The following is an 18,290-nucleotide window of genomic DNA, read 5'->3' on the forward strand; positions in this document are numbered from 1 at the left end:
GTATCATCGCCGCCCCCGCCATCAGTCGTATCATCTCCGCCCCCGCCATCAACGGTATCATCATCACCAACAAATGGAGGAAGACTGATTAATGAGACAAACAAAACACCTGTTGATCCTCCGGGTAAAGTTGTCCCGAAGATCTCCTCAATTTCGAGATCTTCTTCAAATTCTAAGCCTTCGTTTTGGATGCGGTTTGAGAAATTGAAAGTCTGAAAAACTCTGTTACCGCCTTGGGTAAATTCTGTTTCAGTAATCTCAATCAGAATGGGTGTACTTGTAATCGGATTAAGAACAAAACTGCCATCGGCATCGACTAAATTCGCAGCAACGCTAATAAAACCTACCCCTACACTGGTCATAATTTAACCTCCTATAAATTGACCTAATTTGTCCAATATTTTCTGAAAATTAATCTCGCTAACTTTTGGCTGTTAAACTCTAAAAAGATTCTATTTTGTGCTATTTCTGGGCAATTTTATCAAGACCTTAAACACCCTCAGCTTTCAATTTAGATGTCATGTGTTATTAGGTTTTGTAAAATGTAAATCAGTCAGAGAGATCGGTCTAATCATTTGAGAGTTGAACCCCATTCAACGTTTAGAGTTTACAAATTTATCAGGGAAATTGACAACTTTGGGATAGTCTAGATAGATTTATAGATTGAAAAAATATATCTCTAAAGCCTTTAGAAAATACCGAAACAATTAGCGGTTGATTGAGACCATTGAACCCTTTAATGTTAATCATTATGTTTGTATCTGTCAGTCTGATTGAACAAAAAGTTGGCGCTTCGGGAGGATAAACGAGTCCAAACTAACAACAGGAGAGTAAACCGATAGAATTTTATTGCACTTCTAGAGAAGACTCTCAGTTTTGATGATGCAGCCTAAATCAAGAATTAATTCTTCATCGACAATCCTCAATTCTTACATGGTCTCCAGTATTCCCCATTCAGTCTATGAAAGCATCAACTAGATTGATGTTACACAAGCATGAATCAGAGGTAAAAGGGGGCCGAGTTGTTCTTGACCATTAACGGCAAGTTCACTATGACACAAGTACAAGCGATCGCTAACTCGACTCAATAAATCTAGCAGAATCCGACGCAATCGAAGATCATCTGCTTTCATCTGATCTTCGGCTGTCCAAGGGTTTCCAAGCCATTCTCGCAAAAATAAAGGGGAACCCCAAAGGCTACTCGCTCCCCCACTTAGCCACAACGGCGACGCCACATCCAGCCAAAAATGACAACGATGGGACTGACGGTTGGCGCGATATTGGAAAATCGTCGCCAGAGTAACAGCCCGCTTAGAAATCACCGACTTCACCGGGTAGGGGTTCGCACTGACAACCCCCCGTCGCAACAGTTGAATAAACGAACCCACTGCTTCGCTATTCGCCTCTGATGTAAGGCTTTGATGGAGTCGTCTGTCCACTTCCCAGTAGTGCATCGCCGTTTCCATCAACTCTCGCAAAACCGCTAATTGATCCGAAGGTAGGGACTGGGTAGAGAGAAAAAATCGTTGAATAGCGCGATCAATCAGCGAAACGGGATTTAGAATGAGGCGTTGTTGGTATTGTTGACGTTGTTGCTCGATCCACTGCAAAATCTGATTGTAGGTTTGAGTGGCTTGATATCCCAATCGATCCCAACGGGGAAAGGCTGTCACTTCTAGCAAGGTTGGATCTTGGGGATGGGGACGGAAACAGTAATCAGCCAGTAAACCCGCTCTTACAGGGTCAATGGTAAATAAGCTTTGGGGTGTCAACTCTTCCGTCTCGTTAGAGCCACCTGTGCGCGTCTCTACACGGCTCAAAACCACTAACATTTCGGCGATCGCTTCTCGTTCTACCAAACGGCCATTACCGGGATAAATCAGGGCGATCAGGGTGAGTAGCGATCGCACCAAAGGAGAACTCAACAGGGGACGTTGTTCTTGTAGCGACTCAACGGCGATTCCCTCATGGCTCAAAATTTCTCGTAGGGTATACCGAGCGATCGCATCTAAACCTGGCCCGATAACGGCGATCTCTTGGGGTTGAACCTGTTGGGTTTTGACGACATCAATGATCACTTCGGCGGTGCGTCGCAGTAAATCAGCCCGAGACTGGGTTTGAATGGAACGAACATCCGATAAAGCGATTGAGAGTTCAGCCAGTCCGATACTACTGTCGATCACGCCGTTGATCATCGGTTCGATAAGCTGGGGGGCTAGACCTGATGGCAAGTCTAAGGCTTCGATGCGACAACGATGTTGTAACTTAGCCAAATCGTTCGGATCGGCACCCAAACCTAAGCGAATTGATCCGGTGGGGTTAAAGGTAAATGCTCCCATTTTTCCGCTTTCTAAGAGAAACTCAAACAGATGGCGCATGATGGCGGGATATTCATCGAGATCATCAGCAAAAACCATCTGATAGCGACGAATCAGGTGTTGTTGATAGGTGGGATGACTCAACAAATGCCAGTAGAGTTCTGTAACAATGCTGTAGGTGAGAAATCCCCGATCCAGACACCAATTTCGCCAACGCACCAGCAACTGACCCATACAGGAATACAGCGAATCGGATTCCTCTGACGAATCAAATCCCTGTGCTAAAATTCGAGGAATTTCTTCGACAGATTGACCGCTCATCGCCGCCAGTTGCATCAGATCGAGGGTTTGACGCACGATCCGATCGCGGCTGATTCCTGCTCGGGCGAGTTGGCCTGCTTCGAGTTCTTGACTCCAAAGAGAGGTTGCAAGTTCCTGTTCGGTTTCGGGGCGTAGTCTAACCGGAAATTGGGCTTTGAGGTTTAACGACTGCACCAGTAACGGCCAGAATAAGGTGACTTCATCCTCAAATAAACCCAACGGTGTTGTTGAGTGAAACGCATATTGTCCGGGGCGGGTTTTCCAGATGCGATCCACGAGATCTAGTCGGTTATCGCTGTTGGCGGCTAATATTAATGTGGTCGCTCTCTGAGGTTGTGTTCGTTGCGGCGACCTGGGAAATGAATTGAGGGGTAAAGATGATTTGATGGGATCACGGTTCGGGTGGTTGATACTCCAATCATAAAACTGCTCAATCAAGCGGGTGGTTTTCCCACTGCGAGTTCCTCCTGTTATCCACACAGACAAAGCAGCCACAATTCTACGAATAAATTTGTTAAGATACCCAACACATTAGCACGTTCTCCCTCGACTCAACATTCCCTACATTTATGATCAAGACCTCGACTTGGACTCAAATTAGACAAGCATTGCGTGGTGCCAATCGCTGGTTTAAAAATACACCAGACCGGGCTTTAGAACAAGCCTATGATGCCGCTTTAAGGATCAAGGCGATTGAAAATGAGCATTTTCAGGGTGGAAAAATTACGAAAGATTCGGCGGAATATAGCGATCGCGTCTGGTCTTATTTTAATTCTGAGCTAAAAAGATGTTTAACCATTATTCAAACTCGTTTGGCTGAGTTTAATACCAGTCGTTCGGTTATCGATCTGTCTGAATCTTTAGCGTTTCGGAATCTGAATGGATCAACCTCCAGGCATTTTTCGGCTGATGATGATTTGACTCAAATGAGTCATGTTTCTCAGGTTTGTCAAAAATTAGATTGTATTGATACGGTTATGAGTCGGTATTTTCCCCAGAAGCCGAAAAGTCAACCTTTCAATCAACCTGTTGAATCGATTTCTTTAGTTGCTGTTAAAAACAACTCTAAGTCTGAATCTACCGTTCCTTCAGATGAAGAAAATGCTCCTATTCTCAATCGGGATTCCGATTCAAGGAACTTTTCAAATTCCTACAATTCTGAGAAAAAGTCTTTACCTGAAGAACTCAAAACAGGTTCAGAAATGAGTTTTTTACCTCGCTCTCTCCTGCGAACGATTGGCCGAATTCAGCGCGAGTTAAATCCAGAATCTGAAGAAGAAGTTATTAAAAATTATCGCAAATCTAAAGTTAAAACCATTATTTCAGTTAGATTTATTTTACTGCTCATTTTAGTTCCCCTTTTGACTCAACAACTGGCGAAGAATTTTGTAGTTGGGCCGATTGTAGATGCTCTTATTCCTCCCGAAGAAAATACACAAATTTTTTTGAATATGGATTTTGAAGAAGAAGCTTTTATGGAGTTACATCGTTATAAAGAACGGCTAGAATTTGATCATTTGATTGGTTTAACGCCCCTGCTTGAACCTGAACAAATCGAAGAAAAGGTTCAAGCAAAAGCCCTAGAAATTGCTGAGGAGTATCGCTCCCTCGGAACAGGTGCTATTAAAAATATATTCGCAGATTTATTATCGATTATAACCTTTGGAATTATTATTTATACCAACAAAAGAGATGTAGAAATTCTCAAATCATTTTTAGGCGATCTCATCTATGGTTTAAGTGATAGTGCGAAAGCTTTTATTATTATCTTGTTAACTGATATGTTCGTTGGATTTCACTCTCCTCATGGATGGGAAGTCATTCTCGAAAGCATCTCTCGACATTTTGGACTCCCGGAAAATCGAGATTTTAACTTTCTGTTTATTGCAACCTTTCCTGTGATTCTTGATGCCGTTTTTAAATATTGGATTTTCCGTTATCTGAACCGCAGTTCACCTTCAGCCGTTTCAACGTACAAAACGATGAATGAATAGTATAGCACTACGCCGACACGGTTAGGACATTAGTAAAAGCGAAAAGTTGGCGGTGTCGGTTTCCGTCCCGCCAAACTTTTTAAGAAGCTGAAAATCTTTTCTAGTCTGACTTTTGCCTTTTGCCTTTTGCCACATGAGCTGCGCGTAGCGCTATAACTTTTTTCGGGTTATCGCTAACGGTATTAATATAATTAATACCACGAAGACACAAAGACACAAAGATTGTGGGAAACAGAAGTTTGTTCCTCTTTGTGTCTCGGTGTCTCGCGTGGTTTTTCTTCGTTATATAGCAGGTCGCACTGGTATATTTACAAATGCCCCGAACGAAGAATAGCCAAAAGCCTGACTATATGGGTATTTTCTTGCCTCTTGCCTCTTGCCTCTTGCCTCTTGCCTAGCGCGAAGCGTTATAGAATCAGCCTTAGTTCTGCGTGTTGTCGTTATCTTCCTCGGGTTGAGCCGGAGCAACAACCGCCTGATTATCAACAGACTCAACCCCTTTAATTTCTAATGCTAAAGGTTCAACTCGATCAAGTTGTTCTTGAGTGGGAACGGTTCCTGATACTTTAATGGTTGCATTTTCGGCTTCAACGACTAACTGACTCGCCGGTAAATTGGCTTCTAATTTACTGCGAACTTCGCTAGCAATATCATCACTATCTCGGTTTTCAGCAGCCCCGTCATTAAAGGCATTATTACGCTCTTCTCTGGCTCGAATATCAGAATTGAGCTGTTCTCTACGAACTTCACTTTGAGCGTCTTCTTGAGCGTCTTGTACCTGTTCTGCGGTGGGAACTTCGGGAGGCTGTTCAACGGTATTCGGTGCATCTGCACTGGTTTTCGCATTATCACCACAACCAACCGCGCCTAAGAGCAGAATACTACCTAACAAAAAAGAAGTTAATTTTTTCATGGTCTTTTTTAAATTGATATGAGAAATAAAGGTGAAAAAACTGAAAATATCTCGGGGAGTTAAAAGCAGCAATCTTGCCTTTATGTTGCGGTTTTCCGAAGGATTATTGCTCCCTGTTATCGTCTAAAATGTGCGATCGCGATTGTCAACAATCTTGACTTTGGGATCGCGATTAATCACCTCAGCCCGTTCAGGCTCAATATTTTTTAAGGGTCGATTCACGGCTGTCGAATCATAGATTTCAAACTGTTGAATTCCTTGAGTCTGGAGAATCGGTTGAACTCGACGAATGTCATTCTCAGTACCGTTGACAATCACTAAATAGTGACCTTGGCTAACGTGATCATGATAACGCTTGGCTCGATCCTCAAAAACCCCTAAACTGGCATAATTATCCACCCGCTCCATGCGGTTAACTCCCGGAAGCCGCTCCATCGGGCTGGAGTCGTGAGCAACGACGGAAACCTGATTCATCGGGAAATCTGCATTTTTGAGTTCGGTTAAGGCGTATTCAACCTCGCGACGGTTGGAAAAGTGACCAATTCCATGCTTGTGATGGGCGAATACTAAATCGTTTCGGTTGACTGTCGGAGCAACAGGAATGTATTTCTGCTCGCCTTCTGCGCGTTTAAACATCACCCATTCTTGAATTCCTCGACGGTTTAGTAAGGTTTCTGCACTGTGGAGTTCTTCGGGAGTTCCTTCAACGATTACCAGATGTTCGCCTCGCTCAAAGCGATCTTGGAAGAAACGGTTGCGATCGCCCAGAAATCCAAAAAATCCGTTATCAAAGCGATTATGAACGGTAAAATTATGACGGTTGGGGTGATGGTCGTAGTCCCGCGCGACTACATAGACTTGGTTGGGGGGAAAACCCATCTTGATCAGTTCATCGAGGGCTGTCTCTGCATCACGCCGATGGGGAAACACACCAATTGCACGCTGATAATACAGATTATCATCGGTTCTCGGACGAGTTTCAGAGGCAGGAATGTCAAACACACCCCAATTTTCAATCCCGCGACGGTGTAACAAGGTTTCGGCGCGATGAATTTCATCCTCAGTCCCGTCAATGATCACGAGGTAATTTCCCAGAGAGACTCGTTCGTTATAGGTTTTGGCTTCTTCTTCGGGGACTCCTAAACCAATCAGTGCGCCAATTAATCCGCCTGTAGCCGCTCCGATGGCTGTTCCGGCGAGGGTTGTTGCAATGGCGGTGGCAATTTCACCCGCTAGCATAATTGGCCCGATTCCTGGGATGGCTAATGCCCCTAGACCGACTAATAAACCGGTTAGACCGCCTAACGCCCCGCCGGTTAGCGCCCCGGTTGTCGCGCCGTCGTCGGCTTTGTTGCCAACATGATCACGAACTTCTGTTTCTCCAATTTTGTCGGGTCTATCGGAGTCTCGCGCAATTACGGAGACTTGATTCATTGGAAAGTTATTTTCTCTTAATTCGGTCAGGGCGCTTTCTGTTTCTCTGCGACCCGGAAAAATACCGACTGCTCTTTTATTTCTTTGTCTTAAAGCCATTTGCTTACTTTCCTCCCTCATCGGAATTTTCGGAATTGATTTCAACGCCTTTTTAGGAGTTGTTATTCCTAATTTATTGGAAGAAAACTTTATTTACATCTATCTAAATAGACAAAAATATTTCCCATTGTGTATATCTTTTGATAGACTATGAGAAATTTAATTGAAATTTTATTTTGTTCATCAAATGATCACTTCTTATTTTTGATCAACTTTAAAAACTTTAACTTAGGGTGATTTTTGGCTTTCCCAATCCCTTTTGACCTCAACTTGACGGGCATAACGAGGACGACAAGGGGTTCCCATACAGACTTGACCAGGGGGCATATCGCTAAAAACACTACTACGAGCGGCTATAACAGCGTTTGAACCAATCACGACGCTGGGGCCAACAAAACAGTCCGCCGCCACCCAAGCCCCATCTTCTACGGTAATGGGAGCGGTTTTCAGCCCAAAAGCTGGGTCTGTAATCTCGTGACTTCCGGTACAAAGATAACTTTTTTGGGAAATTACGCAGTGTTGACCAATATTAATCTCATCTAAACTATAAAGTACAACATCATCCCCAATCCAGCTATAATTGCCTATTGTTACTTTCCAGGGATAGGTAATACGAGCGGTCGGACGGATCAGAACCCCTTCCCCTATTTTAGCACCAAATTGTCTCAATATCCAACAGCGAATTCCACTCAAAGAATGCAAGGTTAGGGGAAAAGTAACCGCTTGAACAAACCACCAAAATAAGATAAACCAACCGGGTCTTCCTCTGTCAAAATCTGATTGGTCATATTGACGTAAATCAACCCAGGATTTTGTTTGTTGAGTGTCTCTCATAAATATAGCGCTTCGCGCAGGCAAAAGGCAATCATGCAAAAGGCAAAAGGGAGGAATTTGCGAAAGTCTAATAAGGCTTTTCACCATTCTTCGTTTCTGTGCTTATGTAAATAAACCTGCCCGCACTGCTATAAATTATTCAGTGCAGAGACGTTGTTCAAAACGCCTCTACAGGTAACTATTTCTGTACAGCTTGCGGAACCGAGGGAACAGAATTTGATTGTTCAGCAGATGGTTTACTGACGTTTAAATGACCCCCAAATGTCCGCAATTCATACAATTTTACGCCGATTTGATATTCATATTGACTGAGTAAACGACCATAAATATAACCGGCTCGACCATCTAAAAAACCCAGTCTCAGGATATAAAATAAGACAAATCTAAGAAAGGGTTTAAACGGAAGTCTCACCCAAACTTTTTTCAAGAATCGCTTGCGTTGAACCGCATCTCCAAACAAATTCGCACCAATCGTATCGCTTTCATCTTGTCCGGTTAAAATGTTATAATAGACGCGAGCTTCCCAGTTAGAATAACGGTTGTGTCGAGCAATCCAGTGGAACATATCACGAAAGTCTTCATGGAGCATATCATTTTTTAGATAGCCAACTTTCTGGGAACCAGACATTACAACGTGTTCGTGAACTTCGTTATCTCCGGTATTGCGAACCCCTTCGGTTTTGAGGTTTTCATAGCGACCCTGTTTGTACTTAAATAAACGCAGGTTCCAGTCGGGATATTTGCCCCCGTGACGAATCCAAGCGCCTAAAAAGAAAACCCGCCGATTCAGATAATAACCGCAATATTCGGGATTTTGAATCACCATCGCGATTTCATCCCAAAGTTCAGAAGGAATTCGTTCGTCACAGTCTACAATTAACACCCATTCATGACGAAAGGGAAGATTTTCTAAGGACCAATTTTTCTTTTTCGGCCAATTTCCGTTAAAATAAAATTGTATGACTTTTGCACCGTGACTTTCGGAAATTTCAACAGTGCGATCTTCACTTTGAGAGTCTACCACAAAGATTTCATCAGCTCTAGCAACACTCGCCAAACAAGCAGGCAGGTTTTCCTCTTCGTTTTTGGCAGGAATGAGAACCGAAACCGGAATCTTAGATGCAGTTGAGGTCATAGCGAGAAGTTTCCAGTAGTAGTTTTGCAACAAATAATCAATGTTAGATGCGCGTCCAAAGCATCAAAAATCTTTGGCACTAGAGAATAGTAGAGGATACATCCAGAGAACATCAGATTAAATCTACCCCCCTTCACTCTAACCTTTCCCTACTTGCCTTGCCCAACAATCAACCTCAGCTATCTGCTTTATAAAACTGATATAACGCGGTACAAACCGTGTTAACGTTTACTTCCTGTCTTGCAAAGTTCCTTCTCGAGCGGTTTCCGCCGAGATCGGACTTTGCGCTGCATCACCCCGGACTGTCGGCAGTACCCGGTCAGACAGGCTTTTTACCGAGAAGCCCTCGGCATAATGTAATAAATTCAGACTCGCATTCAAATCACGGTCAATACTTACACTGCAAACCTGACAATTGAAAACCCGTTCTTTGAGTGGCATTTCTTGAATGTGACCGCAACTTGAACAGGTTTTAGTTGACGGATAAAATCTGTCAGCAAAAACTACTACTGAGCCGTACCACTCGGACTTATACTCGACTTGGCGGCGAATTTCATAAAGAGCAGAATCGGCAATAGCACCCGCTAATTTATGATTTTTTAACATCCCAGAAACATTCAAGTCTTCTAACCCGATAACTGCGTGATTTTTGCATAGCCATGAGGTCAATTTATGAATTGTATCTTTTCGGATGTTAGCCACTCTTTGATATGCTTTTGCGAGTTTCAATCTAGCTTTGTTCCTGTTATTTGAACCCTTCTGTTTTCTCGAGAGTTCGCGTTGAAGTCTGGCTAGATTTTTTTGAGCTTTTTTGTGGGCTGCTGGATTGGCAAAAACAGTACCATCTGAACAGGTCGCTAATACCTTAACCCCAACATCAACACCCAGGTATTCTCTTGATTTTACAGTCTGTTCTGGCTCAAATTCGTAGGCTACAGACAGATACCAAGAATCAGCGACTCGACTAATTGTGACTCGTTTAGTCTGAATTTCGGGAAGGGGTTCGTAGGTGTTAACCCATCCAATAAAAGGAAGCTTCAATCTCCTTCCTGAAAACCTCATTACTTTGCCACAATTATCAATCGTAAAGCTATCATTTCTGCCTTTTTTCTTGAACTTAGGATGTTTGGCAACGCCTTGAAAAAAGCGACTGAAAGCTTCCCCTAAGTGCATAAAGGCAAATTGATAAACTCTAGAACTTAGCGTTGACTGCCAGGAGTATTGAGGTTTAATGTGATTGGTGTAGAATTTTTTGAGCTTGTTCGTTGAAGGTTTTAGTCCTTCTTTATAAGCCTCGTTCCACATCGCTAAGGCCCAATTCCAAACCCATCTAGAATATCCCGCGTGTTTAGCCATTAAGGTCTTTTGACGGTTATTAAGTTTGAGTTGGGTCTTGAAGGCTCGTTGCATAGATGTATTCTTTTATCTTACAGATAGTACCGTGTTGTACCATAAATTGTCAACTAAGTTACTGCTCTAGGGAACACTTTTATAGATTAATCAATCTGCTATCTAGACTCAAGTGTAAAGCCGTTGTGTCAGTTTGTTCGTTAGGCGGCATCGAGTTCGGACTTGAGAACATTCCCCAGATTTATGACCGATCGGCCTGAACTGTTTTATCATCAACATCAGTCATTAATTGCGTGACCGATATCGTTCGCGATGGGAACCGTGCAGAACTCTAGAAACACTCACACTAAACAAGCCGTGTATAAACCGATTCGATTGATTGTCAGTAGTATCTTAGTCGCATTTGTCGCCACTGTAACCCCCCAGATGGCTCATTCCGTTGAAGTCGTTGCTCAAGCGAACACTCAATCCAATGACCAGCTTAACCAATTACTCGAACAAGGACGTCAGTTAGTCGATGCTGGAAAAATTGATGAAGCCCTTCTCGTTTACGTGCAAGCCGCAGGACTTGATCCCAGTGATCCGAAGATTTATTCAGGAATTGCCTATTTAGAAGCCTTGCGGGGAAATTATCAATCCGCCGCTAAATTTTATCGAGACGCCTTAGTTCTTGATCCGCAGAATGCCGATTTTCAATATGGTTTGGCTTATAGTTTGGTCAAGCTAGAAGATTACAAAGGTGCTGCTGACGCCTATCGCAAAGCCATTAGCCTCAAACCCGATCACCTAAATGCTTATTTGGGGCTAGCGGTGAGTTTATTCCGTCAAGGTGATTATAGTAGCGCTGTCAAAACCTATGAAATGGTGATTGCATCTGACCCCAACAACTGGCAAGCCTATGCTTCGATGGGAATGTCTTTGTTACGTCAGGAAAATCTCCCGAAAGCCGTTGAAACCCTGCGACAAGCGGCCGTACTGGCACCGAATGAAGCAGGTGTTCAAATTAAGCTGGGAGTGGCGTTACTGCGAAGTGGCGACCAAGCAGGGGCCGTTGCAGCCTTTGAACAGGCGGCGGCGTTGAGTCCCCGTGATGGAGAGATTCAGTTTCAAATCGGCGAAGTGTTGAAAGTTCAGAATAACTTGGATGGGGCGATCAGTGCTTATCAACGGGCGTTAGCTTTCAATCCCAATTTAGTAGAAGCCGATATCGCAATTGGGGAAATCCAGTTAGAAAGAAAGGAATATATTGGGGCGATAGTCAGTTTCCGACGAGTCGTTGATAAAGCTCCCCAAAATCCTAGCGCTCACTACAACTTGGGAATGGCAATCAAAGGTCGAGGTGGTCGAGACTCACAAGCGATCGCCGCTTTTGAAACCGCTCTCAAACTCTATGAACAACAGGGTGATACCGAAGGCGTTAAAAAGACACAAGAGGCGTTAAAAGGACTCAAAAAATCAAAATAATCCGGTTAAAGCAATGGAAGTCTGGAGTAACGGATTACAAGTTTTCAACCGGGGGTGAAGTAGGGTAAATTAGAGACGACACCTCCTGACGAAGAACCTCAAACTAACGATGTCGTCGTTTTTCCATCCTTTTTGGTGAGGAGTTCAATTCTATGGTTTTTAAAGTTAATAATCAAAATCGATTTCAACGTTTTATCCGTGTCGGTTTGAGCGCTTTGATGGTCTCCGTAATTGTTCAATCTGGGGTTTCGGCTTCGACTCCGAATAATACTAAAGTCGCTCAGGGTACATCAGCCCGAACTTCGGTGATCCCGTCGCAATTATTGAATCCCATTTTACCGGGGTTAGATGATCCTTCTATCTTTTTACCGTCTGGAAAACCCAAAATGCGGTTAGTTTTGCGCTTGGGTCAGCGACGAGTTTTTGTTTATCGTAATGATCAACAGGTGGCGAGTTATCCGGTGGCGGTGGGAAAAGCGGGTTGGGAAACGCCCACAGGTCAATTTAAAGTGATTCAGATGGTGGAAAACCCTGTTTGGCAAAATCCCTGGACGGGAGAAGTGCGTCCACCTGGCCCTGATAGTGCGTTAGGACTGCGCTGGATTGGTTTCTGGACAGATGGGAAGGATACGATTGGGTTTCATGGGACTCCTACGATTAATTCTATTGGACAAGCCGCCTCTCATGGTTGTGTACGGATGCGAAATGAAGATGTAGTGGCCTTATTTAATCAAGTTGAAATGGGAACGCTTGTGGTTGTTGAACCGTGAACCTTCAGGGGGTGTCAAAAGCTGCTTGAGCGTCCAGCCCGGTGTCCAGGAAAATCCGGGAAGATCAAAAGAAAAATCAAATGCGATCGCAGATAGGTGTTTGGCGATCGCATTTTTTTTGAACGAAAAATGTTGAGTCACTGGTTACTGGTTACTGCTCACTGAATTATCCCCCTCCTGGGGATAAGAATTTTGTGCTATCATCTAAATGCCCCCCTGGGGGATATTTGTGGAATCTCTAACTTCATATCTTAAATAAGATAAACTTAAGTAACGAATTTTTAAGAAAACGGTTTAAAAGTTAGATTGTCGTATAGGAGCGAACCTTGACTACTACTCAGCCTGCTCAATCCCCTGCTAAATTTCAGATTTTCTTAAGAAAAGTTCAACTTTCTCAGAAATGGATGCTGTTCGGAGCGGCGATTTTTCTGGTGTGCGTTCCGGTGTTTTTTCAAGCGCCCCTGGTGCGAAGCTGGCCCGTGTTCACTCTGTTAATGACTATCGGATGGCTAGCAACGAGTCTACTGTTAATGCGATCGCGTTCAAGCTGGGTGTGGGGAGACTTATTGCTGGGGTTTACCTTAAGTTGGTTAACGGGATCGATCTATTGGGGTTGGCTGCGGGGAGAACCGCTTCTTCATCTTCCCATTGAAGCGTTAGGCGTTCCTTTTGCTTGCTGGTGTCTACATCGGGGATGGGGAAAAGTCGGAAATTGGTTTTATTTGGGTTCATTATTTGGAACGGCTGTTACAGATGGATATTTTTACATCACGGGTTTAATTCCCAACTGGCGACAACTGATGACCGTAGACCCTACGTTCGCCGTTTCCATCTTGCAAGACGCCTTAGAACGGGTTACTACCCCTTGGGGGATCAGTTGGGCGGTTGTTTTAGTGATGCTGCTGTTAGGTGTAGGTTTATTGCCGTTACAATCGAACCAATTACATAAATGGGTGTTTAGTGGAGCGGTTTTGAGTACAATCTTAGTAGATAGCTTGTTCTTGATAGCAGCCTGTGCCGCCTAAGAACGGACATGGGTGGAGGTTGGGGTGCATCTAACACGAGAACGGCTTTACTAGAAGCCTTACTGCCGTTTCAACCTGAAAAGGGAAAGAAAAAGATAGATCTTTCTAGATTAAAGACTAAAATAGAATCGATCAGGGCGACGCTGAAGAATCTCCCAAGTTCAGGTTGGGTGTTATAAACTTTTGTTGGGCGAGATGAATATCTAGCTCCCAATCTCCAAAAACCCAGTGTCCTATCTCAATCTGTTGTGAAATTGCAACACACCCCTCACCTATTAATTCTCAGTGACGGTGGCAAAAAATATTTGCCACTTGTTGGTAAAAACTATTGGACATTGGGCCGCAGCGACGACAACAACTTTGTGATCCGCGATCGATGGATTTCCCGTAATCATGCGATCTTGCAACGTATGGAAAGCGGAGATTTTTATTTGATTGATCTCGGAAGTCGCAATGGTTCCTTTGTAAATGGTCGCCGAGCTACAATTCCAATCACGTTGGAGGATGGCGATCAGATTATATTTGGCCAAACGGAGATGGAGTTTCACTGTCCATCGAACCGACCTGAAGTCGATGATACCGAACCGGAGTCAGAAGATTTTACCGCTACGCTCACGGTGCGCCGTTTGATTACGGTTATGGTGATTGATATCCGAGACTTCACCGTGTTAACGCGACAGCTTGATGAACGTTTACTCTCTGAAGTGATGGGACGGTGGTTCCGCGAAGCCGGAGAAATTGTCCGCGAACATGGTACCTGGGTTGATAAGTATATTGGCGATGCGATTATGGTGGTTTGGTTTCATGGGGCGCAGGGCGTTAGTTCCCAAGAAATGTTACAGATTTGTGATGCCTTGAGAACGTTACACGAGACGACAGAAGCCATCAGCAACGCCTATCCCCTCCCCTTCCCCTTGCGAGTGGGTGCAGGGCTAAATACGGGCTATGCAATGGTGGGAAATACAGGGGGTAGCGGTAATTCTGATTATACTGCGTTGGGAGATACCGTTAACGCGGCGTTTCGACTGGAATCTTCGACTAAACAACTGGGGATGGATATTGCGTTGGGGGAAACTACTTATAAATATCTGTCTCAATTACATTCAGAAAATACGTTTGAACAGCATAGTGTTCATCTCAAGGGTTATGATACTCCCACGATTACTTATGCCTCAACTTTTGCAGGTTTAAATGAGTTTTTAGAACGGGTCGGAGGTTCAAAACCTTAATAAAAACCACAAAGACACAAAGACACAAAGAGGTAATTTTAGTGTTTTTTTAGGTGAGTTGAAGTCATAAAAACCACAAAGGCACAAAGACACAAAGAGGTCATTTTAGTGTTTTTTCAGGTGAGTTGAAGTCATAAAAACCACAAAGACACCAAGACACAAAGAGGTAATTTTAGTGTTTTTGAGGTGAGTTGAAGTCATAAAAACCACCAAGGCACAAAGACACAAAGAGGTAATTTTATTGTTTTTTCAGGTGAGTTTTCCCCTGAATAATTATTTCCCCTCGCCTAACCTCCCCACCCTGCTTTTTAAGAGGGAATCAAGGGGAGTTCAATTTTCTTCCCTCCTTTTAGGGGGGACTGAGGGGGGTCAACTTTCTTCCCTGCTTTTAGGGGGGACTGAGGGGGATCAAACTTAGAAGAACCTCTCTCAACCCATTCCTCTGGTTAACCGCTTTGCGTTAAAGTAGAAAAAAAAGTAAATTCAAGGTGTAAGCTAAAAATGAGCGTTGTGATTCCTGATGATTTAATAAATGCCGCTCAAATGACGGAGAGTGAGTTTAAGCTGGAAGTGGCAATGATGCTGTATCAACAGGGAAAAATTAGCGGAGGAAAAGCGAGAGAATTTGCGGGATTAAATATTGTTGAATTTAGACAAGAAATGGCAAAGCGTCAGATTGATATCGCCTATGATTCTGAAGATTTGCAAGCGGATATTGAAACGCTGAAATCGCTGGGTCGATTATGAGAATTGTCAGCGATACGTCACCGATTACCAGTTTAGCCGCAATTGATCAGTTAGAACTTTTACACCAACTTTACGATACGGTTATCATTCCTCAAGCGGTTTACGAAGAAATGACAGAAGCGGGAGATGTACCCGGCGGAATTGAAGTGCAAACTTTATCATGGATTCAAAAACAACAGGTACAAAATAGAGAACAAGCGATCGCATTGAGAACCCAGTTGAATCGAGGGGAATCGGAAGCGATTGTATTGGCAATGGAAATCAAAGCGGATTTGCTGATACTCGATGAAAAACCCGGTCGAATCATTGCTTTACAGTATGGTTTGAAAATTATTGGAGTATTGGGAGTGTTGTTGGAAGCCAAACAAAAGAACTTAATTCGGACGGTAAAACCTCTGATTGATGAATTGATTGATCGGGCTAATTTTAGGGTCAATGCTCAATTGTATACGAATATTCTAGGGATAGCAGGCGAACAGTAAGCAAAAACTGCATAACCAAACAATAATCAGACATAAGTGATAATGAACTTGGCGTGACTATCTACCCGATGAAGCGAACTACCCTCAAATCTTTCTTTTGGCTAACTGTTGTTATTGGATGTTCGGGACTATTAACGGGAACACCCCAACTGACCGTTGCTGAAACTCAAATTCCTCAAACTCAACAGTCTACCAAAATACCAGAAGTTAAACGCTTTAATCTACTCCTATACTTTTTGTATCAACAGGGAAAATATACAGAAGCTATTCCTTTAGCGGAACAAATTCTTGACATCCATGAGAAAGTCCTGGGAACAGAACATCCGGATTACGCAGAAAGCCTCAACAACTTGGCATATCTCTACTCAAAGCAAGGACTCTACCAGAAAGCCGAACCCCTGTATGAACGTTCCTTAGCTATCTATGAGAAAGTCTTAGGACTAGAACATCCCGATGTTGCCATTAGCCTCAACAACTTGGCAGAACTCTACCGTTCCCAAGGACGCTACAACCAAGCTGAACCCCTCTTGCAACGTTCCTTAGCTATCCGTGAGAAAGTCTTAGGAACTGAACATCCCGATGTTGCCACCAGCCTCAACAACTTGGCATCACTCTACCGTTCCCAAGGACGCTACAACCAAGCTGAACCCCTTTACCAACGTTCCTTAGCTATCTGGGAGAAAGCCTTGGGAACTGAACATCCCTCTGTCGCTACCAGCCTCAATAACTTGGCAGGACTCTACTCCTCCCAAGGACGCTACAACCAAGCTGAACCTCTCTACCAACGTTCCTTAGCTATCTATGAGAAAGCCTTGGGATACTACCATCCCCTTGTCGCTACCAGCCTCAACAACTTGGCAGGACTCTACTCCTCCCAAGGACGCTACAACCAAGCTGAACCCCTCTTGCAACGTTCCTTAGCTATCCGTGAGAAAGCCTTGGGAACTGAACATCCCGATGTCGCTACCAGCCTCAATAACTTGGCATTACTCTACGAGTCTCAAGCACGCTACAACCAAGCTGAGCCCTTCTACCAACGTTCCTTAGCTATCTATGAAAAAGCCTTGGGAACTGAACATCCCCTTGTCGCTACCAGCCTCAACAACTTGGCAGGACTCTACTCCTCCCAAGGACGCTACAACCAAGCTGAACCCCTCTTGCAACGTTCCTTAGCTATCCGTGAGAAAGCCTTGGGATACTACCATCCCGATGTCGCTACCAGCCTCAACAACTTGACATCACTCTACCATCCCCAAGGACGTTACACTGAAGCAGAACCTCTCTTGCAACATTCCTTAGCTATCCGTGAGAAAGCCTTGGGATACTACCATCCCGATGTCGCCCAAAGCCTCAACAACTTGGCATTACTCTACCACTCCCAAGGACGCTACACTGAAGCTGAACCCCTCTACCAACGTTCCTTAGCTATCGACGAGAAAGCGCTATCAACTGAACATCCCCATGTCGCTACCAGCCTCAACAACTTGGCAAACCTCTACCAGTCTCAAGGACGCTACGCTGAAGCCGAACCCCTTTATCAACGTTCCTTAGCTATCTATGAAAAAGCCTTGGGAACAGAACATCCTGATGTCGCTACCAACCTCAATAACTTGGCATCATTTTATTTATCTCAAGGCGATACAACCCAAGCTATTAACTTTCTGAGTCGGGGACTAGACGTTCAAGAACAAAACCTGAATGTTCTCCTCGCAACAGGTTCGGAACGTCAGAAACAGGACTCGATGAAAACAGTTTCTAGTACAACGAATTTTGCTGTTTCTCTGCATATTAAAGATGCCCCAAATAACTTAGAAGCAGCGCGTTTGGCTTTAACAACTATTCTTCGTCGCAAAGGTCGTATTTTGGATGTAATGACCAATGATTTACAACTGTTACGAGAAAATATTACCCCAGAAAATCAACAACTCTTAGATGAATTGGCAACGGTTAGAACTCAACTCGCGACTTTTATTTACAATCAACCTGAAAATATCCCCGATGAACAATACCGTCAACAGGTTGCAAATTTAAGAGAAAAATCAGAACAACTCGAAGCTGAACTTTCTCGCCGCAGTGCAGAATTTAGAACGATTTCTCAAGCTGTTACCATTGAAACGGTACAACAGTTAATTCCCGAAGATGCAGCGTTAGTTGAATTTGTATTATATCAACCTT

16 protein-coding genes are annotated in these 18,290 nt (G+C 43.8%); 9 read left to right on the top strand and 7 right to left on the bottom strand.

Annotation, left to right across the window (positions count from 1 at the left end; translation table 11 throughout):
* Positions 1–362: hypothetical protein (locus WN50_RS19080; protein WP_049560352.1), on the bottom strand; the 362-nt coding region annotated here is incomplete at its 3' end.
* A 612-nt stretch (positions 363–974) separates the two neighbouring features.
* The gene (locus tag WN50_RS19085; protein ID WP_046279372.1) at positions 975–3,134 is read right to left on the bottom strand and encodes a hypothetical protein; all 2,160 of its coding nucleotides are present in this window, start codon (positions 3,132–3,134) and stop codon (positions 975–977) included.
* Between the two features lie 77 nt (positions 3,135–3,211).
* Here WN50_RS19085 and WN50_RS19090 point away from each other — a divergent pair, with 77 nt between their 5' ends.
* A complete protein-coding gene (locus WN50_RS19090; RefSeq protein ID WP_046279374.1) occupies positions 3,212–4,633 on the top strand; it encodes a proton extrusion protein PcxA in 1,422 nt (473 codons plus the stop codon).
* A gap of 421 nt (positions 4,634–5,054) precedes the next feature.
* On the opposite strand, the gene WN50_RS19095 is transcribed toward WN50_RS19090, so the two are convergent.
* The 5 genes from WN50_RS19095 to WN50_RS19115 all read right to left on the bottom strand — a co-directional run bounded on the left by WN50_RS19095 (position 5,055) and on the right by WN50_RS19115 (position 10,458).
* Positions 5,055–5,546, bottom strand: coding sequence for a BON domain-containing protein (locus WN50_RS19095; RefSeq protein ID WP_046280757.1), 492 nt, complete (start codon positions 5,544–5,546; stop codon positions 5,055–5,057).
* A gap of 123 nt (positions 5,547–5,669) precedes the next feature.
* Positions 5,670–7,079, bottom strand: a complete 1,410-nt coding sequence (locus WN50_RS19100; protein WP_046280754.1) for a DUF1269 domain-containing protein — start codon at positions 7,077–7,079, stop codon at positions 5,670–5,672.
* Positions 7,080–7,307: 228 nt separating this feature from the next.
* Complete coding sequence (hpsU, locus tag WN50_RS19105) at positions 7,308–7,913, bottom strand: hormogonium polysaccharide biosynthesis acetyltransferase HpsU (RefSeq protein ID WP_046280755.1); 606 nt, start codon at positions 7,911–7,913, stop codon at positions 7,308–7,310.
* 178 nt (positions 7,914–8,091) lie between these two features.
* Entirely contained in the window at positions 8,092–9,048 is a 957-nt protein-coding gene (locus WN50_RS19110) for a glycosyltransferase family 2 protein (RefSeq protein ID WP_046280756.1), read from the bottom strand.
* A gap of 228 nt (positions 9,049–9,276) precedes the next feature.
* Complete coding sequence (locus WN50_RS19115) at positions 9,277–10,458, bottom strand: RNA-guided endonuclease InsQ/TnpB family protein (protein WP_049560355.1); 1,182 nt, start codon at positions 10,456–10,458, stop codon at positions 9,277–9,279.
* 297 nt (positions 10,459–10,755) lie between these two features.
* Between WN50_RS19115 and WN50_RS19120 the strand changes: the two genes are divergently transcribed.
* The 8 genes from WN50_RS19120 to WN50_RS19150 form a co-directional block, all read left to right on the top strand.
* Positions 10,756–11,862, top strand: a complete 1,107-nt coding sequence (locus WN50_RS19120) for a tetratricopeptide repeat protein (protein ID WP_046281852.1) — start codon at positions 10,756–10,758, stop codon at positions 11,860–11,862.
* Positions 11,863–12,014: 152 nt separating this feature from the next.
* A complete protein-coding gene (locus WN50_RS19125) occupies positions 12,015–12,632 on the top strand; it encodes a L,D-transpeptidase (protein WP_046281845.1) in 618 nt (205 codons plus the stop codon).
* Between the two features lie 326 nt (positions 12,633–12,958).
* Entirely contained in the window at positions 12,959–13,657 is a 699-nt protein-coding gene (locus WN50_RS19130; RefSeq protein WP_046281846.1) for a DUF3120 domain-containing protein, read from the top strand.
* Positions 13,658–13,665: 8 nt separating this feature from the next.
* Positions 13,666–13,836 carry a hypothetical protein gene (locus WN50_RS34735; RefSeq protein ID WP_160315406.1) on the top strand — a complete coding sequence of 57 codons (171 nt, stop codon included), beginning with the start codon at positions 13,666–13,668 and terminating at the stop codon, positions 13,834–13,836.
* Between the two features lie 69 nt (positions 13,837–13,905).
* A complete protein-coding gene (locus WN50_RS19135) occupies positions 13,906–14,886 on the top strand; it encodes an adenylate/guanylate cyclase domain-containing protein (protein WP_046281847.1) in 981 nt (326 codons plus the stop codon).
* A 501-nt stretch (positions 14,887–15,387) separates the two neighbouring features.
* Positions 15,388–15,633 (top strand): UPF0175 family protein, encoded by a 246-nt coding sequence (locus WN50_RS19140; RefSeq protein WP_046281848.1) that lies wholly within the window; start codon positions 15,388–15,390, stop codon positions 15,631–15,633.
* On the top strand, positions 15,630–16,115 hold the full coding sequence (locus tag WN50_RS19145) for a PIN domain-containing protein (RefSeq protein ID WP_046281849.1): 486 nt from the start codon (positions 15,630–15,632) through the stop codon (positions 16,113–16,115). The genes WN50_RS19140 and WN50_RS19145 overlap by 4 nt, the downstream gene beginning before the upstream one ends.
* A gap of 68 nt (positions 16,116–16,183) precedes the next feature.
* The coding region (locus WN50_RS19150; RefSeq protein ID WP_046281850.1) for a tetratricopeptide repeat protein at positions 16,184–18,290 on the top strand (2,107 nt) is incomplete at its 3' end.

Source organism: Limnoraphis robusta CS-951 (assembly GCF_000972705.2).